Raw genomic sequence first — 25,156 nt, forward strand, 5'->3', positions numbered from 1 at the left:
GCTCCATGGGCGTCGACAAATACTGGTCCCCCGTCAACCGCGTCGACAACGCATATGGCGACCGAAACCTCGTCTGCACATGCCCACCAATGGACGCATACCTCGACGCAGCTGAGTAAATCACACCCCCCGCCAAAAGGCGGGGGGTCCACCGACCAAAACAACGCAGCCAAATCAGGCAGGGGGAGGAGAAATGAAACACTATGTCCTCGGCAACAACCACGTACAGTTGGCCCGAACGGCCTCTGAACGGCTGCGAAGTATCGACGTTTTTCTAAGCGATCCCGAGGCCGAAGGTTCGGCCGAAATGGTTACCGAGTTTTTTCATGCTCTGAATGATCTTGTCGAAGATCACACCTACGCCGTCACCATTCGGAATACATCCGATGCCTTTACTGGCGACCCCCTGTATTGGGCGGGTCGCACTGCGATTTTTTGGGGCGACATTCACAAACCCTGGCACTGCGCCAGACAGGACAAGACCCGCGTTGCGCAGATACTGAATCTGGCGTCACGCTCCATTCTGGTCGGGGGGGCTGCTCTGCTGCTGGCGCACAGCGCGAAGACTGATGAGCCCCTCGCCGCCATCCATCCGAATTTCTCGGCCGCAGCGCAGGAGATCGGGCTTGCCGACTGTCGCAAACCCACGCACAAATCACCCGATGGGCGGGTACACAGTGCCGCGACCAAACTGAGCGCCCTGCGCCTGCTGGCGGAATTCGTAGCATTGGACCACGGTGAACATCTAGCCGAAAGTCTACGAGGCTACATTGGCCTGACCGAACCAAAACGCGGCTGTGCAAGCCAGTTGGCCAATCGCCTGATCCAACGGTCCGGGGCTGATCCGATGGTCCGGCAGGTGATCGAAAAGATGCTAAACAATGTCGAAGACCCGCTGAAAATTTCGGACCTGTCGCAGGCGCTTGGGGCCTCGACCCGTCAATTGCAGCGGCGGTTTCTGAACAAGACCGGTGTCAAATTGCTGACCACCTATCGCGAGCTGCGGCTTGAGCGCGCCTACAGCTTGCTGCGCTATACCGACATGCCACAGCTTGAGATTTCAACAGCAACCGGGTTTTCATCAGCTTCTGCCCTGGGGCGGGCTTTCAGGGCGCAGTATTCCACCACGCCCGAGGCCGTTCGCAGCTGCCGATTTGCCGGAGAACTTAGGGATCACGGCGCGCTGCACTAACCTGCCAAACACCCCTTGCCGGGCCCGTAGGTCCGGGCCAATCTGCACGAATTCTGCACAACTGCTGCAAAGGTTCTGCGATCTGCCCCTGCAATCTTGAGGAAACTCAAGCAGGAGGCTGATATGCCCAATGAACTTATAATCCGGGGGGTGCCCCGCTCACTTGCCCATGATGGCTGGTGGCTGGCCAGTGAAAGTGGCACGTCGGTTGACCCAACGCCCCCGCCTGCGACCCCGGGAAACGTGCTGGACGGCGTCCGAAGGTTTCCGCGGATTACTGCACTGATCCTGCTTGTTCTGCTGGGCGATCTACTGTTCTGGGGCCACAAACCCGGGCTCTCACTGGCCCTTTTCGCTTGGTGCATCTTTGCTGCCATCTGGGTGAACAAGCACGCCCGCTCAAAACTACTGGTGCCCGCAGTTGTGTTGATGCTGGGCACCCTGCCCTTGATAGAACATGTCCAGCTTTTGTCGGTGACCTTCCTGATCGCGGGGCTGCTCAGCGCGATCGTGTTGTTGCAAATCCCACCAGAGGTCAAATACCGCAAGCTCTTTCCCTGGCTGGCCGGTGGAGTCTTGCGCCTGATCAAAAGGGTTCCGACTGCAGGGCTCAAGGAATGCGCAGCGCACGTTCGGGGATGGCGCCGTAAACCGGTAGCACATGGCGAAACCGGCCGTTCAATAGTTCATGTATTCATCCACAACTGGGCCTTTCCGTTGGGTGGCTTCTTCGTGCTTGGGGCGTTGCTGATCAGTGCTAATCCGGTGTTGGAACATGCTTTGGTCCGAGTGCTTAAGGTCGATTTCGACCTGTTTGTGCTGATCCGCCGGATCGCGTTCTGGGGCGGACTGGCCTTGTTGATCTGGCCGTTCCTGACAGCCCCCGCGCCGGATGTGCCTATGGCAGCCCCCACCCTAAGCTGGAACATGTCACGCCTGTTGAACGCCGGATCGGTTTTCAGGGCATTGGTTCTGTTCAACCTCATGCTGGCGGCGCAGAGCGTCATGGACATCTCGATCCTGTTCGGCGCCGCCGCCCTGCCCGAAGGTATGAGCCACGCCACATATGCCCATCGCGGCGCTTACCCCCTGCTGATGACGGCCTTGCTGGCCGGGGCCTTCGCACTGGCGGCGCGCCCCTTTCTTGGGCAAAGCCCAGCGTTGAAACCCTTGTTGCTTGTATGGCTGGCACAGAACGTTTTGCTGACCTTGTCCGCAGCGTTCCGGTTGGACTTGTATATCGACGCGTTTGGCCTGACTTACCTACGGATCTACGCGCTGATCTGGATGGGATTGGTGGCAATTGGGTTGGCCATGGTGGCCTGGCAGGTGCAAAGGGGGCGTTCGTCTGTCTGGTTGATCCTGCGGGTCACTATGTTGAGCGTGGGAACCCTCTATATCTGTGCGTTCATAAATTTCGCTGCGCTGATTGCGGCGGATACATTGTCGCGTGCTGCAGATTCGGATACTGCGACCCGGACCGACTGGACCTATCTGTGTGGTTTGGGGCACTCGGCCTCCAAGGCAATTTCTACCCAGATTGCCAAACAGCCGATCATGCACATTCCCGACTGGGCCCAAAGCTGTGTGCATCCTGCCCCAACCCATCCGAACTGGCGCGAATGGGACTTTCGCACCGCACGTGTGAATGGCTATCTTACGGCGAACCCCAAAGGCGAGGCGCGATGAAAATCCTGTTGGTTGATGATGATCCCCGCCTGCGCGATCTGGCTGGTCTGGCGTTGGAACGCGCCGGCTTTCAGGTGATCACCGCCAGCGATGGCCAGATGGCCGTGACCCACGCCGCCCGCGAAGCACCGGATCTGATCGTCCTGGATATTGGCCTGCCCGAGATGGACGGGTTCGAGGTCTGCCGTCGCATCCGCGCCCGATCCGAGGTTCCGATCCTGTTCCTGACCGCGCGCGATGATGAGATTGACCGGATACTGGGCCTGGAAATGGGCGCAGATGACTATGTCACCAAACCCTTCAGCCCGCGTGAGCTGGTGGCGCGGGTGCGCGCGATCCTGAAACGTGCATCCGGGTCGCGATCCAGCCCGACCTTGACCCATGGACGGATCACGCTGGACCCAGGCGCGCATGTCTGCAGGTTGGACGGAAACGCCATATCGCTGACCGCGACCGAGTTCACTTTGCTGGCCACGCTGGTCGAACGTCCCAGTCAGGTACACACCCGCGCGCAGCTGATACAGGCGGTCTGGGGGGCGTTGTCGCAAGTCTCGGACCGTACTCTGGACAGCCATCTACGCAACTTGCGAGGTAAGCTGGCGCAGGCCGGTTGCACTGGGGTGATCGAAACTGTGCATGGTGTCGGCATCCGCATTCAGGACACCGCGGCATGAGGCGCAAGTGGCGCCCCAGCCTTGCCTTCGTGCTGGGCGGCGCCCTATGCGGCACATTGCTGTTGTCCCTGACCGGGCTGGTTGCGTTTCGGTATCTGGGACCGGAACTGGGCTATCGCAATGCCGCCGTTTTGCTGGCGGTGATCATCACGGCGGCCACGGCTGTTCTAGGCTGGTTGTTGGTGCGGCTATTGCTGCGACCGATCTTTGCGCTGGAACGTTTTGCCACGCAGGTTGTTCGGCACCCCGCCGATCCCCTCTCGCCGCCCTCACGTTTTGGCACTCAGGAGCTTGGCACCACCGCCCAGCGCGTCATCGACATGGCCGAAACCCTGCGCAACCGTGAAACCACTATCCGCAGTTTCTCGGACCATGTCACGCATGAGTTGAAGACGCCTGTTGCAACACTTAGGGTAGCGACGGAATTACTGCGCGATGATGACACGCTATCGGCTGAAAATCTGAGGCTGGTGGACCAGATTGCCGGCGCGGGCGTGCAGATGGAACAGCAGATCGACGCCATGCGTCAGGTAGCCCGCGCGCGCGAGTCGCGTCATGAGGGGGTGACCTGTCTGAACGCGGTGCAAGACGCATTGTGCCGCGATTTTCCCACTCTCGAAATGCGTTTTGACGGCGGCGATCTAATTATCCCGATTGGTTCCAATGGCTTGCTGGTCGTGTTGCGCCAATTGCTCGGCAACGCGCAAGAACATGGCGCGCAGGTTGTGACCCTGTCGGCAACAGAAGACGATACCGAAGTGATCCTGCGGCTTGGCGATGATGGGCCAGGAATTTCCTCCGGCAATAAAGCGCGGGTATTTGATCCGTTCTTTACCACTAAACGCGATCAGGGCGGGACTGGTATGGGGCTGTCCATCGTGCGCAATACACTGCGGGCACATGGTGCGGATATCTCGTTACTACCGACACATGACGGCGCTGCTTTTTCGATCTGTTTCTCGACCAAATAGGCGCAGATCATTCCCAGGATCAGTCAGTGTTCTCGACGGTGCTAGTCGATCCAATCTAATGCGCCCCTGAAGGTCACGCTCAGACAAGATTAGGTTTCAGTCTCGTTTTCTTCGTGGCGCGCACGCCGCAGATCATTGATCATCGCCTTGGCCAGCGAGACACACATCAGCAACAAGACCACGCTAAAAGGCAGCGCACCAATGATCATGGAATTGGTCAATGCCTCAAGCCCGCCGCCCCCGGCCATCAGCAGGGTTCCAATCACCAGCGTCAGCAATCCGCCCCACAAAACACGGTGCATGACCCCGGTTTTTTCGGCCCCGCCGGACATAATCGTGTTCATCACCAGAATGCCGGAATCCGCTGACGTGACCAGAAAGGTCATGGTCAGCACCACGCACATAAAACTGATGATTACCAGCAGATGTCCCGAGATCATCTCGCTGAGCGTCACAAACAGCGTCGCCGTGGTCGAGGCCGCGAGAATGGCGCCATCGGCGTCTCCGTTCAGTTCCAGATCAATGGCCGAGCCGCCCAGAATGGTCATCCAGGCAAAACAAACCAAAGACGGTGCAACCACTGCACCAAGGATGAATTCGCGCACTGTGCGCCCACGCGAGATGCGGGCCAGAAACAGACCGACAAAAGGGGAAAAGGCAATCCACCACGCCCAATAGAAGGTCGTCCAGCCCGATTGCCAGCTGAATAGCCGCCCCGGTGTACCTGCTTCATAGGCGGCCTGCTTTGTCGTGTCAGGCAGGTCGGCCACGTCCCCGCTTAACCCTGCCAAAAAGCTGTCACGCGTGTCCCAGGCATAAGTTGCGCCGGGAAACAGCTCGGCCACGAAGGGGGCGGCATCAGGTGGCAGGGCTGCGGCATACTCGGATTGGGACATCGGGGAATGGGCCTGCAGGCTGAGCGATAAAAAATTGACGATATAGTCCACCAATGCCTGCCCATAGATCCTGATCGCAAAAGAAAACGAGCCAAAGAAAATGAACACCGCCAGAAGAATCAATGACAGGATCAGATTGAGGTTCGAAAGGTATTTCACCCCTCGCCCCACGCCGGACACTGCCGAAAGGGTCGACATCATCATGACCAACGCCAGCGCCGCAATCAGACCAGCGGTCGAGGGTTTCATGCCCCCTTCCATCAACCATTGCGCACTGGTGATCAGGAAGGCGCCGTCGACAAGCTGCGACACTCCGTACCCGATGGTCACCGCCACCCCGAGGATGGTCGCCACCACCCCCAAAATGTCGATCACGTGGCCCGCAACCCCGTTGGAATACTCGCCCAGCAGCGGCGTCAGCGCCGTTCTGATCGTCAGAGGCATGTCACGGGTATAGGCGTAATAGGCTAAGCTCAACCCTGTCACCACGTAGATGGCCCAAGCGTGGAACCCTGTATGCAGAAAGGTATAGCGATAGGCACCCTGAATCGCCTCGGCGCTTTTCGGGGCGACCTCACCAGACATGGTAAGCGGATTTGATTCCCACAGGCCCAGCGGTTCCGCCGTGGCATATACCATCAGCCCTACGCCCAGCCCGGCCCCGAACATCATCGAAAACCAAGAGAAATTGGTAAATACGGGCCGCTCATCATCACCCCCCAACCGCATACGCCCGGTGGCAGGAAGGAGAGCAACCACAAACAGAAAGAAGGCAAACAACGCGACCGAGAGGTTGTAGAAGACGTTGAACTCGCTCAGCAGCCCGGATTTCCACGACCTCAGCGTTTCATTCGCATTCAGCGGCCAGACCAACGCCCATAGCACCAGCAACGAGACAGCGATCTTGCTGACCAGCGCAATCGGCAGGTTGTAGCCCTTGTAAAACCCGCTGTCCTGCCGTTCGATTTTAAGATCCGTAAAGGGGTCTTGCAGCGACATTTTGCGTGGGCCCACCTCGGTTTCCGTGCCGTTCAGCATCCGAGAAACCCCGGAAGACTGCAACAATTTTCAGGTCTTGCGGGAACTACTCGTTGGCAGTTCGCAACCCAGACAGCCATTCCCGAACGGTCTGAAATGCCGCATACAGCACCGGGATCATAAGCAGACCCAGCGTGCTGTCCAGGATCATGCCAAACAGTACCGGATACCCCACCGAGACCCGCGCCGCCGCCCCTGCCCCGCTGGACAGAACCAGAGGCATAACCCCCACGATGAAACACAGGCCCGTCATCGTCACCGGCCGGAACCGGATTTCAGCCGCCTTCAGGGCCGCGTCTTTAATGCTGGCCCCGCTTTCACGTTGCTGATTGGCAAATTCGACCACCATGATCGCCTTTTTCGCGGCCAACCCGATTAGCAGCACCATCCCCACCTGCGCAAAGATATTGCTGGTCAGGAACGGTAATACCGCCAGCGGGATCAACGCGCCCAACAGGGCAAAGACCGCCGACGTGATGATCGACAGCGGCAGAATCCAGCTTTCATACAGCACCACAAGAAACAGATAAGCCAAGACCAGCGCCGACAGCATGATGAAGGGCACAAGCCCCTGTGCCTTCACCTCTTGCTGGGTGACACCCGACCAGTCGATCCGAAACCCATCAGGCAGCGTCTTGTCGGCAATCGCTTGCATCGCGATGATACCGTCGCCCGAACTGACCCCTTCAGCCAATTGCGCACTGACCGAGGCGGCCGTGAACAGGTTGTAGCGCGGGATCGTGTCCGGTGCGAGGACCGGTTCGCTGCTGACGAAATTGCGCACGGGCAGCGAGTCTCCGGCGCTGTTTTTGACATAGATGTTATCCACGTCATCCAGCGTCTGACGGAATTCGGCATCGGCTGAAATCACCACCCAATAGACGCGCTCGTCCAGTATGAAGTTGTCCACGAAGTACGAGCTAAGATTGGCCTGCAACGCGGTAAAGATATCCGCCACGCTGACGCCCAGCGTCTCGGCACGGTCTCGGTCGATGGACAGCTTGTATTGCGGGCTTTGGGCCGAGAAATCGCCATGTGCACGCGAAAACTCTGGCGCGGCATTCAGGGCGGTTACAAAGCCGTTCATTACCGCATCCAATTGTGCCCCGTCGCCTTTGCCCAGATCCAGCAGTTGGACCGAGATACCCCCTGTCGAGCCCAACCCGTGAATGGTTGGAAAGGGAAACACGTATGAGACCCCCTCTGACAATGTCGCCAGCTGTCGTTCAAGCCCATGCATGATGGCGTACCACTGCAAATCCGGACTGGTGCGTTGATCCCATGGGGTGAGCGTAACAATGGCCATGCCCACATTCGAACGCCCCCCGGCCAGCATGGAATGACCCGAGACCGTTGTGACCGCTGCAACCCCTGGCGTCTGTTCGATCAGCTTACCCACCTGCGCCATGAAGGCCTGCGTACGCTGCAGCGAGGCCCCGTCCGGCAGTTCCATCGACGCCATCAGAACGCCGTTGTCTTCCTGCGGAATCAGGCCGGTGGGCACAGTTTTGAACAGATATACCGTCACGCCGACGGCCCCGGCAAACACCAGCAGCGACACCGCCATATAACGCAGCATCAGCGCCACAAGGCGCAGGTATTGGCGCCGTAGCCAGACTATCACTGCCGGAACAATCGCCAGCGGACCGATGGGCTTGCTGTCAGTTTTCAACATCATCGCGCACAAGACCGGTGCCAACGTCAGGGCGTTCACCGCAGAAAGGACAAAGGCAAAGATGATCGTCAGCGCGAACTGGAAATAGATCGTCCCCGTCACGCCGGGAAAGAAGCACACCGGCACGAACACGGCCGCCAGAACAAAGGTCGTCGCCACGATCGGCCGGTTGACCTGAGACATCGCCTTCAGGGTCGCCGCACGCGGGTCCAACCCCTCATCCCGTAGGATACGTTCGGCGTTCTCGATGATGATGATCGCGTCATCCACCACTAGGGTAATGGCCAGAACCAAAGCGAACAGCGTGATCATGTTGGCGCTGAACCCGATGGCATAAATCAGCGCCACAGCACCCAGCAGCGACACCGGGATGGCGATGGCCGGTACGATGGTTGCACGCAGGCTGGCCAGAAACAGAAAGGTCACCGCAATCACCAGCCCCGCCGTCAGGGCCAGCGTCGTCATGATATCGCGGATCGAAACACGCACCGCGTCAGTAACGTCATAGGTGATCTCATACGACACGCCCTTGGGAAATTTCGCCGACAGATCCTTCATCAAGGCGCGCAGCGAGTCTGAAATCTCAAGCGCGTTGGCGGCGCTTTCCTGATAGACGGCGATAGTGGCCGAGTCCTTGCCGTTCAGCTTGGTCGACCCGGAATATGTGGCCGCGCCCAGCTCGATCCGAGCGATGTCCTCAAGCCGCGTGACTGACCCGTCGGGGTTCGAGGCGACAATGATCCGCCCAAATTCCTCGGCATCTCGCAGCAGCCCATCAGCCCGCAGCTTAAACTGGAAATCGGTTCGTCCCTCGGCAAATGGCGGAGCCCCGACCTGTCCGGCGGCGGCGATGACGTTCTGATCCTCGATGGCGTCGGCAACCTCGGACGCGGTGATATTCAACGCGGCCATACGCACCGGATTGATCCAGACCCGCATGCTGTATTCCAGCTGACCGAATTGCGACACCGTCCCTACCCCCGGCAATCGCTGCAACGGGTCGTGCAGGAAATCAGCACCGAAATTGCTGAGAAACAGCTCATCCCGCGATCCATCGGGCGAGGTCAGGTTGATCACCACAATCATGTTGCCTGACCGCTTGGTAACCTCGACCCCTTGCTGCAATACGGCCGAGGGCAGTTCGGAACTGGCCAGCGCCACGCGGTTTTGCACCTCAACAGCCGCCACGTCGGGGTCAGTGCCTAGCTCAAAGGACACGTTCAGCATATAGGTGCCGTCATTCGAGCTTTTGGACGACAGCGATAACATGCCCGGAATGCCGTTCACACGCTCTTCGATGGGAGTGGCGACGGATTCAAGAATGACCTGCGCGTCCGCCCCCGGGTAAGACGTATCCACATAGATCTGCGGCGGCGTGATATGCGGGTATTCGGTAATCGGGATCAGGCGCACACAGACCGCGCCGAACAGAACCATCAGGATCGCAATCACGGCTGCAAAATGCGGCCTGTCGATGAAGTAGCGTGCGATCAAACCGGCCCCTAACCCTGACTGTCTACTGCTTTCACGACCAGCCCGTCATGTATCTTCTGAAGTCCCTGTACCACCACACGGTCGCCTTCGCTCAGCCCGGATACCACCTGAGTGCGGGTCGCTGTCTGAGTGCCGATCTCGATATTCTGCCGGTGGGTTTTGCCGTCACTGTCGACCGAAAACACAAAATAACCCTGCTTGTCGAACTGCACAGCGTTGCGCGGAACGGTCAGCACTTTGGGCTCCTCTGAACCGGCCAAACCCACGGTCACGAATTGACCGGGGATCAGCACGCCGTCAGGGTTGGCGAAACTGGCGCGTAGCTCAATCGTGTCGGTGTTCTGGCTGACGCTGTCGCCCACGAATATGACTTTGCCCGTGGAGGCATAGGTTTCCCCATCCGCCAGTTTGATGCTTGTGGTCAGTTTGATGTTGCCCGGCGTGATGCGCCCTTTGCGGCGTTCTTGCAGCAAGACCGGCTCGCTGATGTAAAAACTCACTAGCATCGGATCAACGCTGTTAACCGTTGCCAAAACCCCGGTATCGGAGCTTACCAAATTGCCCGCATCCACCGCTGACAACCCGATGCGCCCATCAATGGGACTGAGGATTTCCGTGTAATCCAAATCAATCTGCGCGATTTTCAGATCGGCCCTCGCCTCATCCACCGCAGCCTGCCCTGCGGCATAGGTTGCCAATGCCGTGTCCAAAACAGCCTGTGGGACATCTCCCTTGTCGAACAGAGCCTGCTGACGATCCAGCGCCGCCTTGTCGGTCTGCGCGCTGGCCAGCGCGCTTTTCAGCGCCGCCTGTGCGCTGTCCACACTGGCCGCGTATTTCTTCTTTTCGATGCGAAAAAGTACATCCCCTTTGGCGACTGTCCCGCCTTCGATAAAATTGACTTCTTCCAGAAACCCTTCGACACGGGCCTGCAGATCGACGCTTTGATCCGCCACGACCCGGCCAACAAACTGGGTCTTTTTCTGCAAATCCTCCAACGTCACCGGCGCGACGGTCACACTTGGCGGCGGCGCGTCGGACTGGGCCGCTGCCGGGCCCGGCAGAAACAGGGGGATCAATGCGCAAACAAACAGCTTGGTAGGGTTCATCAAGGATCCCCGGTAGTTTGTGATCCCTTCACTATCCCTGCATCCCCCAAACGGTGCAACGGTTTTCTGACTGTCACGGCGTACGCATTTCCCTGCTATATCAATCCCTTTGATACAGGGCTTGCCTGTCGCTGGTTCTTGGGATTTTCTGACGCCAACCACCAATTAAAAGGCCGGGCCTTCATGAAACTTGAATTCCATCACATCAACTTTGTCTCGGACGATGTTGAGCGGTTGCACCGTTTCTACACTCAGGTTCTGGGGTTGGCCGATATCCCGATCGAGAATTTCCCTCGGCCCGATGAGACCGACGACAAGGGCTATAGCGGCAAGATCCGCTTTGCCACCGACGGGGCCATGCAGATGCATCTGGCCGAAAAGAACCTCGACGTCGCGTTCAAACATGGTGAGACTATCAACCCTGTCGAACGCGGCCACATCGCGTTTCGCACCGATGATATCGAGGCGTTCAAAAAGCTGCTCGACGACAACGGCATTCCGTATTCGGACTATGGCACCGCATTCGCGAAAGAGTGGCACCAACTGTTCTTCTACGACCCCGAGGGCAATATCATCGAGGTTCATCAAGCGGTTTAGCCAGCATCGGAGGCATTGATTGAAACAGGCCGTATTGGTTGTCGACGTCCAACCCAGCTTTGACCCGCCTGATTGGCTGGTCGAACGCAGCCGTCTGTTGGCGACCAAATTCCCCTCGGTCGCTACCGTTGAACGCCATGACGAGGAAAAAGTTCCCTTTTTTCAGCAAATTGGGTGGAAGCCACGTTCTGTCGACGAAAGCCTTGTTCAGGCAGATCATATTGTCCTGAAATACGGCTACAGCCCGCCCCCGGAAGTCATCGCACAATTTCAAAGCTGGAAAGTCGACCGTGTGCTGGTCTGTGGCATCCAGGCCGACACCTGCGTTCTTGCCGCAGGGTTCGCCCTATTTGACGCGGGCCTGCAACCGACCATAATTGCCGATACGGTTGTTGGGTCTTCGCTTGATCGCAGCGGTAAGCTGGGCGTGGACCTGTGGCAGCATCATTTTGGCCAGGTGATTGATAAGCACTCGGATATTTTGTGACGTCGCAATCTCTGTCCGCATCTGAGAGGAGAGCTATTGTGACCTCGAACCCCATTTTAAGAAAAACAGCCTTTGCCATTTTTGTGGCCATCCCTTGTGCAGCATATGCAGAAGGCTTTTCACTGACCGGCCAATACGAAGGGCGCTATGCCTGTGACAGCACCACGGGTGGCGTGCCCTCAAGCTGGTCCGACCCCATGAGCGCCGGGATCGTTCAGGACGGAGACCGCATATCCATCGACCTGCGATACACGGACAAACAAGAGCTTGGGGCTGAATACTCGCTTTATACCGGATCAGTTGTTCTGAACCCCGAGGGCACCTTGGTCAGCGGCTATTTCGAAGCCTGCGGCGGCACTTTCCCGTCGAAAGAACTTGCGCGGTTTTTTCCCGCTGCTGCAAACACGCCATTCAGTTTTTCGGTGACCAGTGTTTGGGCTTCGGATCAGGTGCCAAACCTGCCAGGTCTAACTGTTCAAACCTGCACCTGGAGCCTGCAGCGCGTGTCCACGGAAACACCCACAGTCAGGCCGTGCGAGACGGCGGCTCAATAAGGAAATTTTCAATCTGGACCTATTTCTTAAGTCCAGATGTTTAAATTGGATCCAAAAGACCCATATAGCCGCAATCTTATAAATTAACCGTGCTTGAACAGCGACAATTCCCCTGTCAGGCCCCCAATCAAACTGGATGGTCCCGATGAATTTTATTCTACGCGGTAGCCTGGTTACGCAAATCATCATCGGTCTGGTAGCCGGTGCCCTTCTCGCCACCCTCTGGCCCGCTGCTGGTTCAGCCGTCGGTCTGCTGGGTGATTTCTTTGTCGACGCGCTAAAAGCCGTCGCCCCCGTTCTGGTGCTGATCCTTGTCTGCGCCGCAATCACCAACCACAAGAAAGACAGCCAGGCCCGCATGGGGCCGGTGGTGATGTTATACATTCTCGGCACGTTTGCCGCTGCACTGGTTGCAGTGGGCGCCAGTTTCCTGTTCCCCGTCTCTTTGCACCTGACTGGCACGCCCGAGCTTTTGGACGCCCCGGACGGGCTGGCAGAGGTGGTCAAGAACATCCTGCTGAAGATCGTGGACAATCCGGTGAACGCGCTGGCGCAGGCCAACTATATCGGCATTCTCGCCTGGGCCATCGGCCTTGGGCTGGTTTTCCGCCACGCCAGCGACTCGACCAAGACCCTGATGTCTGATCTGGATGGCGCGATCACCAAGATCGTGGCTGCCATCATCCGGGTTGCACCCATTGGTATCTTTGGCATCGTGGCCTCGACCATTGCTGAAACCGGCTTTGAAACGGTTGCCAGCTACGGCCAGCTGCTGTTGCTGCTGATTGGCTGCATGGCGTTTATGGCGCTGGTTGTGAACCCGCTAATCGTGTTCCTGCGCATTCGTAAGAACCCCTATCCGCTGGTCTTCACCTGCTTGAAGGAATCCGGGATCACCGCGTTCTTCATGCGCAGCTCGGCCGCCAATATTCCGGTCAACATGGAGCTGTGCCGCCGCATGAATCTGGATGAAGAGACCTATTCGGTCACCATCCCCATCGGCGCCACAATTAACATGGCCGGTGCCGCCATCACCATCACGGTGATGACACTGGCGACCGTGCACACCATGGGAATTCAGGTCGATTTCTTCTCGGCTCTGTTCCTAAGCATTATCGCTTCGGTTGCAGCCACCGGCGCGTCGGGCGTCGCGGGCGGGTCCCTGTTGCTGATCCCAATGGCCGCCAGCCTGTTCGGTATCGACAACGCAACGGCCATGCAGGTGGTCAGCATCGGGTTCATTATCGGTGTTCTTCAGGACTCGGCGGAAACCGGTCTGAACTCGTCCACCGATGTGCTGTTCACCGCGGCAGGATCGTACAAGCAAGGCGATCCCTATCCCCGCAAACTGCCGATGGAGCAAGTCGCCGCCTAAGCGGCCCTGACCCCCCCACAACCGTCAGGTTTTACTCGGCGGTTGTGGGGTCTGCACTACCCCACCCGGCGGCGCGCATTGCCGAAGTCAAATCCCGTACAGGACCTGGATCGGCAAATACCCTGGTTTTCAACGCCCCCAACGGAAAGTTTGGCCAGGTCCTGGCGTATAATTCGGCCAGTCTGCGTGCCTCACCCCGATCACCGTTTCTCCAATGCGCGGCCATCAGATAGGCAGTTGAAATTGGCCCGAATGGGCCGCCGCGCGCGATCGTATTCTCATAGGTTCGGATTGAGCCCGCATAGTCGCCGGTGTGAAACTGCGCCGCACCCAGCGCGTTTCCGGCCACCGACCCACCACCATCTTCAGCCAGCGCCTGATAATGCTGTGCCTGTGAAAGTACGCGTTCAAAGTCAGAAGTATAAAGCGATATCAGGGCGTCAAATTCCGCAATATGTGGATCATTGGGGGCCAGCTTGGTTGCCCTGTGAGTCAGACTGACGGCCTGATCGAAATTGCCAGCAGCGAACTCAGACCATGCTCTGGCAGACAAAGCCCAGGGCGCATCCGGGGCCAGTTCAAGTGCATGGGCGCTGTTCTTATCGGCGGCTGCAAGCAACTCCTCTGCGACAGGATCGTAGAACTGCAAAATGGCAAGCATGGTTTCCACCTGCGCAGCCCCTGCATAGCCGCAGTAATACAGCGGGTCTCGCTGTATAGCCGTTTCAAACACCATCAGAGCCGGGCGGAGTCGTTGTAAATCCACAACCGGAAAAATCAGGTCCTGACCAGCGCTACACAGGTTCATCGCCTCGACCCGTGTCGGAGAAACATCGTAGATCGTGGATTGATCGCCGGTGATCGGTGGCCCATTGCGGCCGCTCAGATGCGTGGTTGCCACATAACCGCCAAGGCCCAGCAGAACCGCTCCAGTCATCGCTCCGACCAGCAGCAGGTTGCGCTTACCTCCAACCTCGGCCGCACCCGACTGAAACTCTGGCGCGTAGCTGCCGACGGGCAAGGTGATGACCACCGGGTCCGACGCGCCTTGCCCCCCGTAATACGCCTTAAGTTTGCGCCGAACGCGACCCGCGTCGACACGCACCACCCCCTCACGCCGGGACAGGTCATCGGTGCTGTAACCGTAGACATCCATGGCAATCGTCTTGGCGCGGATTTCATCCGTGCGTCCGGCAAGCGCCTCGGTCACGACATAGGTCAGAAAGGACTGCATCCGCGCCGAACCCTTGAAATCCTTCGACGCAAGAACCCGATCAAGCGCCGACTGGATCTGTTCCTTTGGGAACGATCCTGCATCCCTCTGCGTGGTATCGTCGGTTGCGGCAGTCAAGAACTATCCTTTCAAGGTAAGGACTTGGCGGCATGCTGCTACGGTAGCATGCGGTTTAATACGTACAAGACATATTCTTGGACAGGCATGTTTGAATGGCGAATCCAGCGGATGCCGTTACAATGACAGATGATGACTTCTTTGCAGCACAGTTTCCCGGCGCGGCACATCAATTGCAGGCATTGCGCGCGCGGGACAAGGAGTTTGACCAAATCTGCGCCGATTACCACGAGGTACTCCGCGAGTTGGCGCTTGCCCCGCGATCCGCAGGTGGAACGCAGACCCGTTACCTCGCGGATCTGGCCGAAAGTGTCTCGGACCTGCGAAGCAGTATTGAAAAACGGCTGCACGCCCCTGACCGCACAAATGAGTGAAAGGTTGACTATGAAACTCTGTACCCTTCTGCCCCTGCTGATCCTGACCGCCAGCCCGGCCATTGCTCAGGACACCCCAATCATTCACGATGGTGAGTTCGAATACCTGCGCGCGCAGTTCGGCACGGCCTGGGACGCACAGGATGTTGAAATTGACGCCAAGCTTGCCGAAATCCGCGATGCGAATGGCGGCCAACCACCCAATTTCCTTTACATCCTGATTGATGACGTGAGCTTTGGTCAGATGGGCGACCGCAAGATGAACTACGTCATGGGGATCGAGACACCGAACATCAACCAGCTGGCAACCGAGGGTCTGTCGCTGATGCGAATGTATACAGAACCCTCCTGCACACCCACACGCACGGCAATGCTAACGGGCCGCCATCCGGTGCGAGCCGGGGTGGAAGAGGTCAAGGTGGCGCTGGTGGGCGAGGGTCTTCCGGCCTCAGAAGTCACTCTCCCTGAAATCCTGAAACAAGCGGGCTATAACACCGCCCATGTCGGCAAATGGCATCAGGGCGATATCGAACAATCCTACCCCCACAATCAGGGGTTCGACTGGGCCGCCTTCCCCCTGCACCAACAAGTACAGCTGAGCCTCATGACCCCCGAGGCGATGCGGTCCAATGCCATGCTCGGCTATGTACCCGAAGGACAGAACAATCAGTTCCTTCTGGACGCGCGGTTCAAACCCTACGGTCTGGTCACAGGTGTCGAGGCCGAGGCGGGGGGCGTGGCCCGCGAAGTCGACATGGCGGCGGGCGAGGTTTGGACGCAGGTGAAATACGAAGACATGAACCTGCGCTATCAGCAGCAAGCTCTGGAACAACTTCAGCGCGTTGCGGCTGAAGATGCGCCATTCTTCCTGCAATACTGGCCGCTATACCCGCTGAATTTCGTCTATCCCGATCAAGCGATTTCACGCAACGGGGGCTTTCACGCGGACAAGCTACAATTGCTGGACAGCTGGATCGGTGATCTGCTGGCCGCGCTGGAAGAAACCGGCGAAGCCGACAACACAATCGTCGTCCTGATGGCCGACAATGGCCTGATGTATCACTACGAGGGCACCTCAGGCCTGAACCAACTGATCTATCGCGGCGGCAAGACCCAGCATCTTGAGGGCGGCGTACGCACCGATGCCTTTATCCGCTGGCCCAATGTGATCGAAGCCAATAGTGCGGCGGGCGATATCTTTCACGTCTCTGATATCTACACCACAATGGCCCGGATCGCGGGGGCGACTGACTATATACCGCGCGACCGCGTAATTGACGGCATCGACCAGACCGCCCTTTTGCTGAACGGCGAAGGCCACGGACGGCGCGATTATGTCTATGTTTACGAGGGGCCGGTCCTCCGGTCTGTGGTCAAGCAAGAGTTCAAGATGCACCTGCCCGCCCCCGGACAACCCGGCGCTGGCGCACCGACCTACAACATCTATCGCGACCCGCGCGAAGAACACCCGCTGGTGGGGTATTCCCTTTGGGCCGGGGCCTCGTTTCAGGACATGGTCAAACGCCATCAGAAAATGATCGCCAAATACCCGCATTCTGAGATTGGCACTGGCCTGCCCTATGAAGGGATCGAAAACCTGCGTCCGGAATCGGAACTGGCGCGCGAAACCTTCATGAGCTGGCAATGAGGTAAACCGTAGAATTTTAGAAATAAACATCATAATGTTTCAATGTGAGAATACCTCGGCAGCCATAGGCCAAGAGAACATCTTGCATACAAGGGGAGTACGGAATGAAACTGGGATGGTTAATCACCTTATCATCAGGTCTTGTGGCCACATCGGCATTGGCGCAGGAAAACCCCATTCAGCACGACGCCGAATTTTACGTTCTGCAGGCCCAGCACGCCGACCAATGGGCACAGGATGATGCTGCTGTAAACGAAGCATTGGCCGCGTTTAGGGACGGCAACGGTGGCAATCCTCCGAACATCATCAGCGTGTTGATCGATGATTTGGGCTTTGGCGACATGGGCATCCCCGAATTGAACGCAGTGCGGGGCTATGAGACGCCAAACATCAACGATTTCTCGGATCAAGCGATGCGAATGGTGCGTATGTACACCGAGCCATCATGCACGCCGACCCGTGTGGCACAGATGACTGGGCGTTTGCCGGTAAGGATGGGGATGGGCGACACCGCAGTGGATATAGCAGGGTTTGGCTTGCCCGGCGATGAGGTCACCCTACCGGAAGTTTTGAAACAGGCGGGCTATGCCACAAGCCATGTGGGAAAATGGCACATGGGGGACATCGCAGAAAGCTGGGCCATGAACCAAGGCTTTGACTACGCCCAAATGGCCGTACACCAGCAAGGACAACTAACCATTTTCAACGATGATGCCATAAAGGAACAGGTATCTGTCGCGATCCGCGATTATGACGACAAATATACTTTGGACAATTGGTTCAGACCTGATGCATCCGCGATGATGACAGTAATCGAAGGCGAGGCCGACGGTCCGATCCGCGAAATCCGCATGGAAACAGGCGAACGTTGGAATGCCGCCAAATACGACGAGATGAACCAAGCCTTTCAGGACAAAACCCTATCTGAACTTGAGCGTTTGGCCGGCGATGAAGAACCTTTCTTTCTCCAATATTGGCCAATGATTCCCCTGGATAACACGCGTGCTGGTCGTGACGGACCCGAAAGCGCCAACGGCGGGTTGTATGTCGACAAAATGCAGTTGCTGGATCAATGGCTTGGTGACCTATTCGCCAAAGTGGACGAGCTTGGGTTAACCGAGAACACCATCATTGTCGTAATGGGCGACAATGGCCATTTCACCAAGTATTCTCCGCAATCAGGGTTCACCCCAATGATCTTCCGCGGTGGAAAAGCTGACACGACAGAAGGTGGTGTTCGTGTTGATGCCTTTATTCGCTGGCCGGGAATGATTGAAGAAGACGCATTGTTGAACAGCATTGTTCATGTCTCTGACATGTACACAACGTTTGCGCGGTTTGCTGGTGCGGAAGAGTTCATCCCTCGCGACCGGCTTGTCGATGGTGTGGACCAGTCGGCCGCACTTCTATTTGCCGATGAATCCAAAGCGCGCCGGGATCACGTGATCATCTACTCGGTCGCCAAGCCCGAAGCCATCGTCAAGGATCAGCTCAAGCTCAAGCTACCGGGGCCTGGTGAAAGCCCGATTGTTGCCAAGTTCTTTGATCTCTATCGCGACACGCGTGAGGAGTATTCGGTGTCGACCGAAGTTGGTGCCTGGGGTGGACAGGAGTTCGTTCGGATTCTCGGGCGCCACAATGCGCGAAAGGAAAAGTTCCCGGATACTCCTCCGGCCACGGGTGTTCCGTACGAGGGCATCGACAACATCCGCCCCGAGACACAGCAAGCGGTTGAAGCGTTCCTGGTCAAACGCCAATCGTCACAACAATAAGCTTAGACTGCCCGCAGTATTTCCGCGGGCGACCTTTTCAACTGACAGCAGGTAAGGCGATGGCTGGAAACATAATCTTCGCACTTGGCATAGTGGTGTCGCTTTGCATTGGCTTTGTCTATTTCCGCGATCTGGGCGACATCTCGCAAATGCTGTTGAAGGTGAAGCGCGAGAATATGGTGCGGTTCATCCGGCATGAATACCGCCTGATCGGTATCGGGTTGAGCGCATTTGCCGTCTCCACGCTGACCTTTCTCTTTTTGGGTGGCGGGTCGTTCTGGTTGTGGGCTTTGTCTGCGTTGCTGGTGCTGTTCTTTTACGGCTTCCCTTTTGTCTGGGTGCATCTGGGCCTACGTAACCAGTTGAACGACGCGGCCTTCTTTCCGATCAGCGAGGCCTGCAAATATGTCGGCCCAACCGCGCCGGTCATCGTGATGGATCACAACGGCCATGCCCGCGCGCACCCGGATGCACAGATCATGCGGCCTCATCTGGCCGGTGACGTCGATGGGTTGGGCGGTGAAGATGTGGTGATGACCTATTGTGCAATGGCCAACCTCGGCCAGGGATACACCCCACGGATCGAGGGCAAGCGGCTGGACCTTGAGGTGTTGGCCCAGCACGGCAACAACCTGATCCTGCGCGACAATGAATCCGGCGAACCGATCCAGCATATCTATGGCTTCCGCGAAGCCGATCGCGACCCGAACGCAGATGGGCTCGCCTGCCCCCTGCGCCCCGAGGCGCAGATGAAGCCCTGGCCGACCTACCGGATGACGTTCCGAGGATTCCAAAAGGCCTTTCCCGACGGCGAAGTCTTTCTGAACAAACCCTCGTCCAATCCTCTGCTGCGGCTGCTGGACATGGTGACCGAGATCACCTTTGGCTGGGGCATCGGCCGCCAGCATCAGGAAGAAGCACCCGTAATGGACAATATGGATCGTTCCGATGACCGGCTGCCCAACAAGACCTATGTCTGGGGGATCACAATCGGCAAGGATGCCGCCTGCTGGACGGATGATTTCGTCACCGACAACAACTGGATCGTCAACGCCACCGTCGGTGGCCGCGATGTCGTAGTCAGTTTGGACCCGAAATACGAAAGCTTGGGCGTGTGGTATAATGACAGTGGTCAGCCCGTTTCACATTGCGATTTCTGGGGTGTGTCGGACCAGGGTCAGTTGCAACGGGTAGAAACTCTGCGGGCCGGAGTATTCTGGCACGTCTGGTCCGAGTTTTTCCCGGACACTGACATAAATCGCGTCGGCTCGGGCGCAACGGACTCTAAGGACGTAGCGGCATAGGACCCATTTCGGAAACACATAATTTAAGACAGAAATAGTGAGGGACAGAATGGTACAATCCAAAAAAACAAGGCTCGGCACCGTCGCAGCGGCCTTACTGACATCCGTGGCAGCACCCACCTCGGCGCAGCAGTCCGATTGGTCTTACGAGGCCACTATCTATCTGTTCATGCCCGAGACCGAGACCAGCATTGAAACCCCTAGGGGTACGCTTGACGCGACACTTAGCTTTACAGACGCGCTGGAAAACCTCGACTTTGCGTTCATGGGCGCGCTGGCGGCAACAAACGGGCAATGGAGCGTGCTGGCCGACTATAACTATACCAACTTGTCTTTTGGCGATACCGGGCCTGGCGGCGGCGACCTTGAAACTTCGGTCAAGACACAGTTCCTGACGGCCTTACTGGGTTACCGAGTGCGCAATGATCCAACCGTCAAGGTGGACCTTGCCGGCGGCTTCAGGTGGTACAGTACCGACACTGATTTCTCGCTGACACCTGTGGGAGGTCCCGCCTTTACCTCTACTGCCGACGAAAGTTGGGTCGACCCGGTAGTTGGGGTCCGGGCACGGTTTACGCTATCCGATTCATGGACCAGCACCGCTTATGTGGATTACGGAGGATTTCGCAGCGGCAGCCAGACCTGGTCGGTTCTGCTGACTGCAGACTACATCATCAACGACAGGTGGATGCTGCGGGGTGGATACCGTTACATATCTTTCGACCACGATATTGACGGCAATGATTACGAATTCGATCAATCCGGCCCGCTGATAGGTGCTACTTACCGGTTCTGAGTGCGCAATCTTTAACAACCGGGGTTACGACAGATGCGCTGTGGCCTCAATCTCAACCATGGCTTCGTCTTCGACCAAACCGGCAACGATGATCATCGACATGGCGGGGAAGTGTCTGCCAAACACCTCACGATAGGCTGCGCCGACTTCGGCCTGTTTTGCCAGGTATTCGCTTTTGTCGATGACAAACCAGGTCAAGCGGGTCACGTCGGCTACCTCACCACCTGCGGCTTCGACAATGTCCACGATATTTTGCAGGGCCTGTTTCATCTGGCCAATAAAGCCGCCGTTGACAAATTCCTTGTTCGCGTCCCATCCGATCTGGCCGCCAATATGCAAGGTTCCGTCCTTAGTCAGAACGCCGTTCGCATAGCCTTTGGCCGGAAGCCAGCCGTCGGGCTGAATGATCTTGTGGCTCATGTCGCGTCCTTTCTGAATGTTTCCAGCTTGCTGCGGATGGTATCTGGCCACGCCTCGGGGCGGCCATCGGCGTTGACGTGGACCAATGTCGCCAAAGTTGTCAGCCGCACCTCATCCCCACAACGGGCGGTCATCGTGTACCCCGCCGAGCTGTTACCGATCTGTGTGATTTCAAGTTGGAAAACCAATTGGTCTCCATGGCGGCTGGGTGCGGGAAACTGGGTCTGGATCTGAACAGTTGGTACAGCACCTGCGCGATGCAGATCGTGGAACGGCGCGTTCAAACCCTGATCAAAGAACGCCTCGACGCAATCATTGATCATCTCGAAGTAACGCGGAAAGAACACGATCCCGGCAGGGTCGCAATGTTTGAACAAGACTTTTTGATGAAACTCAAACGCCATCAGACCCCCACATATTTTTCGGAAATTTCAGGGGTCAGGTCAGTGATGGCACCGGTCCAGACGGTGCGGCCCCGCTCCAGAATGACCGCTTTGTCAGACACAGCCGCCAACTCCTTCAAAGATTTGTCGATCAGCAGGATCGCCACGTTGGTCTCTTGCCGCAGGCGGTGCAGCGCTGCCCAGATTTCCTGCCGGACGATCGGGGCAAGCCCCTCGGTGGCCTCATCCAGGATCAGCAGTCGGGGGTTAGTCATCAGCGCGCGGCCTATCGCCAGCATCTGCTGCTCTCCTCCCGAAAGGGAAACCGCCCGTTGCCCCTGCCGTTCACCCAACCGGGGAAACAACTCGGTCACACCACGCAGGGTCCAATCCCCTGGACGTGCCGCCGCAATCAAGTTTTCACGCACAGTCAGGTCGGCAAAACAGCGGCGCCCTTCGGGCACCAGCCCCACGCCTTTACGCGCGACCTTGTGACTGGGCAGCGCATGCAGGTCCTGACCGTCCAGCGTCAGCGTGCCGTCTGACCGGATCATCCGGCAAATGGCCTTTACCGTGGTGGTCTTACCCATCCCGTTTCGCCCCATCAGGGCAGTGACCTCACCCTGCGCAATCTCAAGATTCACACCAAACAGGGCCTGACTGACACCGTAAGAGGCGCTGAGGTTTTCTATCCGCAGCAGACTCATGCCTCGTCCCCCAGATAGGCTTCGCGCACCTCGCGGCTGGTGCGGATTTCTTCCGCCGTGCCCGTGGCGATGACCTTGCCATAGACCAGCACGCTGATCCGGTCGGCCAACGCAAAAACCGCGTCCATGTCATGCTCGACCAGCAAAATGGGCGCTTCCTGCCTCAGCCCGTCAAGAAAACCCGTCAGTCGTTTCGACCCTCCGGCACCAAGCCCGGCCATTGGCTCGTCCATCACAAAGGCTTTTGGGGACAAGGTCAAAGCAACTGCAACCTCCAATTGCCGCCGCTGACCATGGCTGAGGTTGGCACAGCGCGTATCGCGGTCATCGCTGAGGCCCACGCGCTCCAACGCTGCCTCGGCCCGCTCGCGTAGCGCGGGCCGTTTCAGGGCAGGTCGCCAAAACCGCCAAGCCATATGTTCGGCGCCCATCGCGCCCAGCACGGCGTTTTCCAGAACGGTGTCTTCCATGCACAATTGGGAAATCTGAAAGGTGCGCCCCAGCCCGGCCCGCGCCCGCGCCTGCGTGCTATGCCCCGAGACATCTTGACCATTCAGCTGGACCCGTCCGGAATCTGGCTGCAACCCACCGCAAATCTGTTGGATCAGCGTCGATTTGCCCGCCCCGTTTGGGCCGATGATCGCATGGATTTCGCCGGGTATCAGGTCAATCGACACGTCGTCCGTGGCCTTGAGTGCGCCAAAGCTTTTGTTCAGGTTCAGCGTGGAAAGGACGGGATCAGACATGTGCCCCCTCTTTCCCGGTCAGCAGACCGATCAGCCCCCCACGCCCGAACAACACAATGCACAGCAGGACCACGCCCAGGTAGACGTGCCAGAAGTCAGTTAGCTCGCCCAAAAAATGTTCCAACGCGACAAAGACGCAGGCCCCGATGACCGGCCCCATCAAGCGCCCCACCCCTCCGATGATGATCAGCACGATCAATTCACCCGACAATTGCCAACTGAACATCGTGGGGGAGACAAAGCGGTTCAGGTCTGCAAACAGCGCGCCTGCCAACCCGGTGATTGCCCCCGAAAGGACAAAGGCCAACAGCTTCAACCGCATCGGGTTCAGGCCCACGGTCTCAACCCGAGTGGGCGTCTGACGCGCCGCGTTCAGCGCCAATCCGAAGGGTGAGCCCTGAAGGCGGGCGAACAGAAATAGCACCACACAAAGCAGCGTGAAACAGATGCCATAGAACTGGATCGGTGCTAGTGTGTTCAGACCAGGAAAGTCGTTGCGGACATAGATCGACAGCCCATCCTCACCCCCGTACTGCGCCCAGGAGATCGCGAAGTAGAAAAACATCTGCCCAAAGGCGAGCGTGATCATGATGAAATACACCCCGGACGTGCGCAGCGACAGCAGCCCGATAAAGAACGCGACAATCCCTGAAAGGATCATCGCCACCAGCCAGATCACCGGCATAGCTTTGGTGCCATCGGTGGTGAATAGTCCCAGATCAAGCGCCGTGTAGGTCTGCGCGTGATAGGCAAGGATGCCCATCGCGTACCCTCCGATCCCAAAGAACACTGCATGACCAAAGCTGACCATGCCGCCGATCCCAAGGATGATGTTCAACCCCACAGCCGCCAGCGCAAGGATCACCGCCCGCGTCACCAATGTGATCGTAAAGGGTTGATCAGCCACAACGGCCCAAAGCGGCAACACCAGCAGGCCCAAGATCATCGCGGCATTGAGGTATTTTTCATTCAACCTCATGTGCGTGCTCCGAACAACCCGGTGGGTCGCCAGATCAGCACCAGCCCCATCAGCACGTAAATCCCCATAGAGGCCAGCGCTGAGCCGCTTTTCTGTGCCGCGCCATTGTCCATGAACAGCTTGAACAATTCGGGCAGGAACACCCCGCCCAGCGTGTCGGTCAGCCCGACCAGCAGCGCGCCGATAAAGGCACCACGAACTGAACCGATCCCGCCGATGACAATGACCACAAAGGCCAGGATCAGCACCGGTTCTCCCATCCCGACCTGAACCGATTGAATCGCCCCGACCAAAGCGCCAGCCAATCCGGCCAGCGCCGCGCCCAACGCAAAAACCAGCGTGTAGAGTTTCGAGATATCGACGCCCAGTGCCGCGATCATCTCACGATCATTCTCTCCCGCTCGTATTTGAATGCCTAGACGGGTGCGTTCAATCAGCGCCCAAAGACCCACAGCCACGGCTAGCCCGATGCCAATCAGGGTCAGACGATACAGCGGGTATTCGATCCCGCCCGGCAAAGTGACAGGTCCGGACAGCGCGTCGGGAATGTCCAGAAACAACGGAAAAGAGCCAAAGACCCAGCGTGTTCCTTCAGAAAAGATCAGGATCAGCGCAAAGGTGGCCAGCACCTGATCCAGATGCGGCGCGTTATACAATCGCCGGATCACCACCATCTCGACAATCGCTCCGGCCAGCGCTGCGGCGGCCAGGGCGGCAACCAGCGCCAGCAGGAAAGACCCAGTTGCGCCCGCCACAGCCGCCGCCGCAAAAGCCCCCACCATGTAAAGAGACCCGTGCGCCAGATTGATCAGGCCCATCACGCCGAAAATCAGCGTTAGACCAGCCGCCATCAGGAACAGCATCACACCGAACTGCAGCCCGTTAAGGATCTGCTCGATAATCAGGATCGAGGACATGGGAACTC

General features: G+C 57.8%; 23 protein-coding genes. 13 read left to right on the plus strand and 10 right to left on the minus strand.

From position 1 onward, the window contains the following. Positions 1 to 193 precede the first annotated feature (193 nt). The 4 genes from ACR0AJ_RS16860 (at position 194) to ACR0AJ_RS16875 (ending at position 4,526) form a co-directional block, all read left to right on the plus strand. Positions 194 to 1,192, plus strand: a complete 999-nt coding sequence (locus tag ACR0AJ_RS16860; RefSeq protein WP_170362142.1) for a helix-turn-helix domain-containing protein — start codon at positions 194 to 196, stop codon at positions 1,190 to 1,192. Positions 1,193 to 1,315: 123 nt separating this feature from the next. Continuing rightward, on the plus strand, positions 1,316 to 2,881 hold the full coding sequence (locus tag ACR0AJ_RS16865; protein ID WP_480741413.1) for a DUF4153 domain-containing protein: 1,566 nt from the start codon (positions 1,316 to 1,318) through the stop codon (positions 2,879 to 2,881). Beyond that, complete coding sequence (locus ACR0AJ_RS16870; RefSeq protein ID WP_480648450.1) at positions 2,878 to 3,555, plus strand: response regulator transcription factor; 678 nt, start codon at positions 2,878 to 2,880, stop codon at positions 3,553 to 3,555. Before ACR0AJ_RS16865 ends, ACR0AJ_RS16870 begins: the two co-directional genes overlap by 4 nt. Beyond that, on the plus strand, positions 3,552 to 4,526 hold the full coding sequence (locus tag ACR0AJ_RS16875) for a sensor histidine kinase (protein WP_170350947.1): 975 nt from the start codon (positions 3,552 to 3,554) through the stop codon (positions 4,524 to 4,526). The genes ACR0AJ_RS16870 and ACR0AJ_RS16875 overlap by 4 nt, the downstream gene beginning before the upstream one ends. An 89-nt stretch (positions 4,527 to 4,615) precedes the next feature. On the opposite strand, the gene ACR0AJ_RS16880 is transcribed toward ACR0AJ_RS16875, so the two are convergent. The 3 genes from ACR0AJ_RS16880 to ACR0AJ_RS16890 form a co-directional block, all read right to left on the minus strand. Then, a complete protein-coding gene (locus ACR0AJ_RS16880) occupies positions 4,616 to 6,421 on the minus strand; it encodes a BCCT family transporter (RefSeq protein WP_480741504.1) in 1,806 nt (601 codons plus the stop codon). Positions 6,422 to 6,506: 85 nt separating this feature from the next. Beyond that, positions 6,507 to 9,629, minus strand: coding sequence for an efflux RND transporter permease subunit (locus ACR0AJ_RS16885; protein ID WP_480741414.1), 3,123 nt, complete (start codon positions 9,627 to 9,629; stop codon positions 6,507 to 6,509). A gap of 8 nt (positions 9,630 to 9,637) precedes the next feature. Then, on the minus strand, positions 9,638 to 10,738 hold the full coding sequence (locus ACR0AJ_RS16890; protein ID WP_480741416.1) for an efflux RND transporter periplasmic adaptor subunit: 1,101 nt from the start codon (positions 10,736 to 10,738) through the stop codon (positions 9,638 to 9,640). Between the two features lie 183 nt (positions 10,739 to 10,921). On the opposite strand from ACR0AJ_RS16890, the gene ACR0AJ_RS16895 reads away from it, so the two are divergent. From ACR0AJ_RS16895 to sstT, 4 genes are all read left to right on the plus strand, one after another. Next, entirely contained in the window at positions 10,922 to 11,335 is a 414-nt protein-coding gene (locus ACR0AJ_RS16895) for a VOC family protein (protein WP_170350944.1), read from the plus strand. 19 nt (positions 11,336 to 11,354) lie between these two features. Further along, positions 11,355 to 11,822, plus strand: coding sequence for a cysteine hydrolase family protein (locus ACR0AJ_RS16900; protein ID WP_480741417.1), 468 nt, complete (start codon positions 11,355 to 11,357; stop codon positions 11,820 to 11,822). Between the two features lie 38 nt (positions 11,823 to 11,860). After that, a complete protein-coding gene (locus tag ACR0AJ_RS16905) occupies positions 11,861 to 12,376 on the plus strand; it encodes a hypothetical protein (RefSeq protein WP_170350942.1) in 516 nt (171 codons plus the stop codon). 145 nt (positions 12,377 to 12,521) lie between these two features. Further along, on the plus strand, positions 12,522 to 13,751 hold the full coding sequence (sstT, locus tag ACR0AJ_RS16910) for a serine/threonine transporter SstT (protein WP_170350941.1): 1,230 nt from the start codon (positions 12,522 to 12,524) through the stop codon (positions 13,749 to 13,751). Positions 13,752 to 13,782: 31 nt separating this feature from the next. On the opposite strand, the gene ACR0AJ_RS16915 is transcribed toward sstT, so the two are convergent. Beyond that, the gene (locus tag ACR0AJ_RS16915) at positions 13,783 to 15,102 is read right to left on the minus strand and encodes a tetratricopeptide repeat protein (protein ID WP_170350940.1); all 1,320 of its coding nucleotides are present in this window, start codon (positions 15,100 to 15,102) and stop codon (positions 13,783 to 13,785) included. 122 nt (positions 15,103 to 15,224) lie between these two features. On the opposite strand from ACR0AJ_RS16915, the gene ACR0AJ_RS16920 reads away from it, so the two are divergent. From ACR0AJ_RS16920 to ACR0AJ_RS16940, 5 genes are all read left to right on the plus strand, one after another. Then, positions 15,225 to 15,476: a hypothetical protein gene (locus ACR0AJ_RS16920; RefSeq protein WP_170362133.1), complete on the plus strand. Its 252-nt coding sequence runs from the start codon at positions 15,225 to 15,227 to the stop codon at positions 15,474 to 15,476. A gap of 10 nt (positions 15,477 to 15,486) precedes the next feature. Further along, a complete protein-coding gene (locus tag ACR0AJ_RS16925) occupies positions 15,487 to 17,124 on the plus strand; it encodes a sulfatase-like hydrolase/transferase (protein ID WP_170350938.1) in 1,638 nt (545 codons plus the stop codon). Between the two features lie 104 nt (positions 17,125 to 17,228). Then, positions 17,229 to 18,896, plus strand: a complete 1,668-nt coding sequence (locus ACR0AJ_RS16930; RefSeq protein ID WP_170350937.1) for a sulfatase-like hydrolase/transferase — start codon at positions 17,229 to 17,231, stop codon at positions 18,894 to 18,896. Between the two features lie 59 nt (positions 18,897 to 18,955). Beyond that, positions 18,956 to 20,200, plus strand: a complete 1,245-nt coding sequence (locus ACR0AJ_RS16935) for a DUF3179 domain-containing (seleno)protein (RefSeq protein WP_480741418.1) — start codon at positions 18,956 to 18,958, stop codon at positions 20,198 to 20,200. Between the two features lie 49 nt (positions 20,201 to 20,249). After that, the gene (locus ACR0AJ_RS16940; RefSeq protein WP_480663653.1) at positions 20,250 to 20,996 is read left to right on the plus strand and encodes an outer membrane beta-barrel protein; all 747 of its coding nucleotides are present in this window, start codon (positions 20,250 to 20,252) and stop codon (positions 20,994 to 20,996) included. A gap of 24 nt (positions 20,997 to 21,020) precedes the next feature. Here ACR0AJ_RS16940 and ACR0AJ_RS16945 read toward each other — a convergent pair whose 3' ends face one another. Genes ACR0AJ_RS16945 through ACR0AJ_RS16970 form a run of 6 tightly spaced genes read right to left on the minus strand, consistent with a single transcriptional unit; the run spans position 21,021 to position 25,148 of the window. Next, complete coding sequence (locus tag ACR0AJ_RS16945; RefSeq protein WP_170413395.1) at positions 21,021 to 21,416, minus strand: RidA family protein; 396 nt, start codon at positions 21,414 to 21,416, stop codon at positions 21,021 to 21,023. After that, positions 21,413 to 21,820, minus strand: a complete 408-nt coding sequence (locus ACR0AJ_RS16950; protein WP_170397804.1) for an acyl-CoA thioesterase — start codon at positions 21,818 to 21,820, stop codon at positions 21,413 to 21,415. The genes ACR0AJ_RS16945 and ACR0AJ_RS16950 overlap by 4 nt, the downstream gene beginning before the upstream one ends. Continuing rightward, a complete protein-coding gene (locus ACR0AJ_RS16955) occupies positions 21,820 to 22,506 on the minus strand; it encodes an ABC transporter ATP-binding protein (protein ID WP_480741420.1) in 687 nt (228 codons plus the stop codon). Before ACR0AJ_RS16955 ends, ACR0AJ_RS16950 begins: the two co-directional genes overlap by 1 nt. After that, positions 22,503 to 23,252 (minus strand): ABC transporter ATP-binding protein, encoded by a 750-nt coding sequence (locus ACR0AJ_RS16960; protein WP_480741421.1) that lies wholly within the window; start codon positions 23,250 to 23,252, stop codon positions 22,503 to 22,505. Before ACR0AJ_RS16960 ends, ACR0AJ_RS16955 begins: the two co-directional genes overlap by 4 nt. Then, entirely contained in the window at positions 23,245 to 24,231 is a 987-nt protein-coding gene (locus ACR0AJ_RS16965; protein WP_170350931.1) for a branched-chain amino acid ABC transporter permease, read from the minus strand. Before ACR0AJ_RS16965 ends, ACR0AJ_RS16960 begins: the two co-directional genes overlap by 8 nt. Then, a complete protein-coding gene (locus ACR0AJ_RS16970) occupies positions 24,228 to 25,148 on the minus strand; it encodes a branched-chain amino acid ABC transporter permease (RefSeq protein ID WP_170552664.1) in 921 nt (306 codons plus the stop codon). The genes ACR0AJ_RS16965 and ACR0AJ_RS16970 overlap by 4 nt, the downstream gene beginning before the upstream one ends. Positions 25,149 to 25,156 lie beyond the last annotated feature (8 nt).

This window comes from Ruegeria sp. CJ9, assembly GCF_056536625.1.

What these genes read in the sequence shown, in the direction of transcription:
- ACR0AJ_RS16860 (WP_170362142.1), top strand. Translation starts at nt 194, where the DNA reads ATGAAACACTATGTCCTCGGCAACAACCACGTACAGTTGGCCCGAACG.
- ACR0AJ_RS16865 (WP_480741413.1), top strand. Translation starts at nt 1,316, where the DNA reads ATGCCCAATGAACTTATAATCCGGGGGGTGCCCCGCTCACTTGCCCAT.
- ACR0AJ_RS16870 (WP_480648450.1), top strand. Translation starts at nt 2,878, where the DNA reads ATGAAAATCCTGTTGGTTGATGATGATCCCCGCCTGCGCGATCTGGCT.
- ACR0AJ_RS16875 (WP_170350947.1), top strand. Translation starts at nt 3,552, where the DNA reads ATGAGGCGCAAGTGGCGCCCCAGCCTTGCCTTCGTGCTGGGCGGCGCC.
- ACR0AJ_RS16880 (WP_480741504.1), bottom strand. Translation starts at nt 6,421, where the DNA reads ATGTCGCTGCAAGACCCCTTTACGGATCTTAAAATCGAACGGCAGGAC.
- ACR0AJ_RS16890 (WP_480741416.1), bottom strand. Translation starts at nt 10,738, where the DNA reads ATGAACCCTACCAAGCTGTTTGTTTGCGCATTGATCCCCCTGTTTCTG.
- ACR0AJ_RS16895 (WP_170350944.1), top strand. Translation starts at nt 10,922, where the DNA reads ATGAAACTTGAATTCCATCACATCAACTTTGTCTCGGACGATGTTGAG.
- sstT (WP_170350941.1), top strand. Translation starts at nt 12,522, where the DNA reads ATGAATTTTATTCTACGCGGTAGCCTGGTTACGCAAATCATCATCGGT.
- ACR0AJ_RS16920 (WP_170362133.1), top strand. Translation starts at nt 15,225, where the DNA reads ATGACAGATGATGACTTCTTTGCAGCACAGTTTCCCGGCGCGGCACAT.
- ACR0AJ_RS16925 (WP_170350938.1), top strand. Translation starts at nt 15,487, where the DNA reads ATGAAACTCTGTACCCTTCTGCCCCTGCTGATCCTGACCGCCAGCCCG.
- ACR0AJ_RS16930 (WP_170350937.1), top strand. Translation starts at nt 17,229, where the DNA reads ATGAAACTGGGATGGTTAATCACCTTATCATCAGGTCTTGTGGCCACA.
- ACR0AJ_RS16935 (WP_480741418.1), top strand. Translation starts at nt 18,956, where the DNA reads ATGGCTGGAAACATAATCTTCGCACTTGGCATAGTGGTGTCGCTTTGC.
- ACR0AJ_RS16940 (WP_480663653.1), top strand. Translation starts at nt 20,250, where the DNA reads ATGGTACAATCCAAAAAAACAAGGCTCGGCACCGTCGCAGCGGCCTTA.
- ACR0AJ_RS16945 (WP_170413395.1), bottom strand. Translation starts at nt 21,416, where the DNA reads ATGAGCCACAAGATCATTCAGCCCGACGGCTGGCTTCCGGCCAAAGGC.
- ACR0AJ_RS16950 (WP_170397804.1), bottom strand. Translation starts at nt 21,820, where the DNA reads ATGGCGTTTGAGTTTCATCAAAAAGTCTTGTTCAAACATTGCGACCCT.
- ACR0AJ_RS16955 (WP_480741420.1), bottom strand. Translation starts at nt 22,506, where the DNA reads ATGAGTCTGCTGCGGATAGAAAACCTCAGCGCCTCTTACGGTGTCAGT.
- ACR0AJ_RS16960 (WP_480741421.1), bottom strand. Translation starts at nt 23,252, where the DNA reads ATGTCTGATCCCGTCCTTTCCACGCTGAACCTGAACAAAAGCTTTGGC.
- ACR0AJ_RS16965 (WP_170350931.1), bottom strand. Translation starts at nt 24,231, where the DNA reads ATGAGGTTGAATGAAAAATACCTCAATGCCGCGATGATCTTGGGCCTG.
- ACR0AJ_RS16970 (WP_170552664.1), bottom strand. Translation starts at nt 25,148, where the DNA reads ATGTCCTCGATCCTGATTATCGAGCAGATCCTTAACGGGCTGCAGTTC.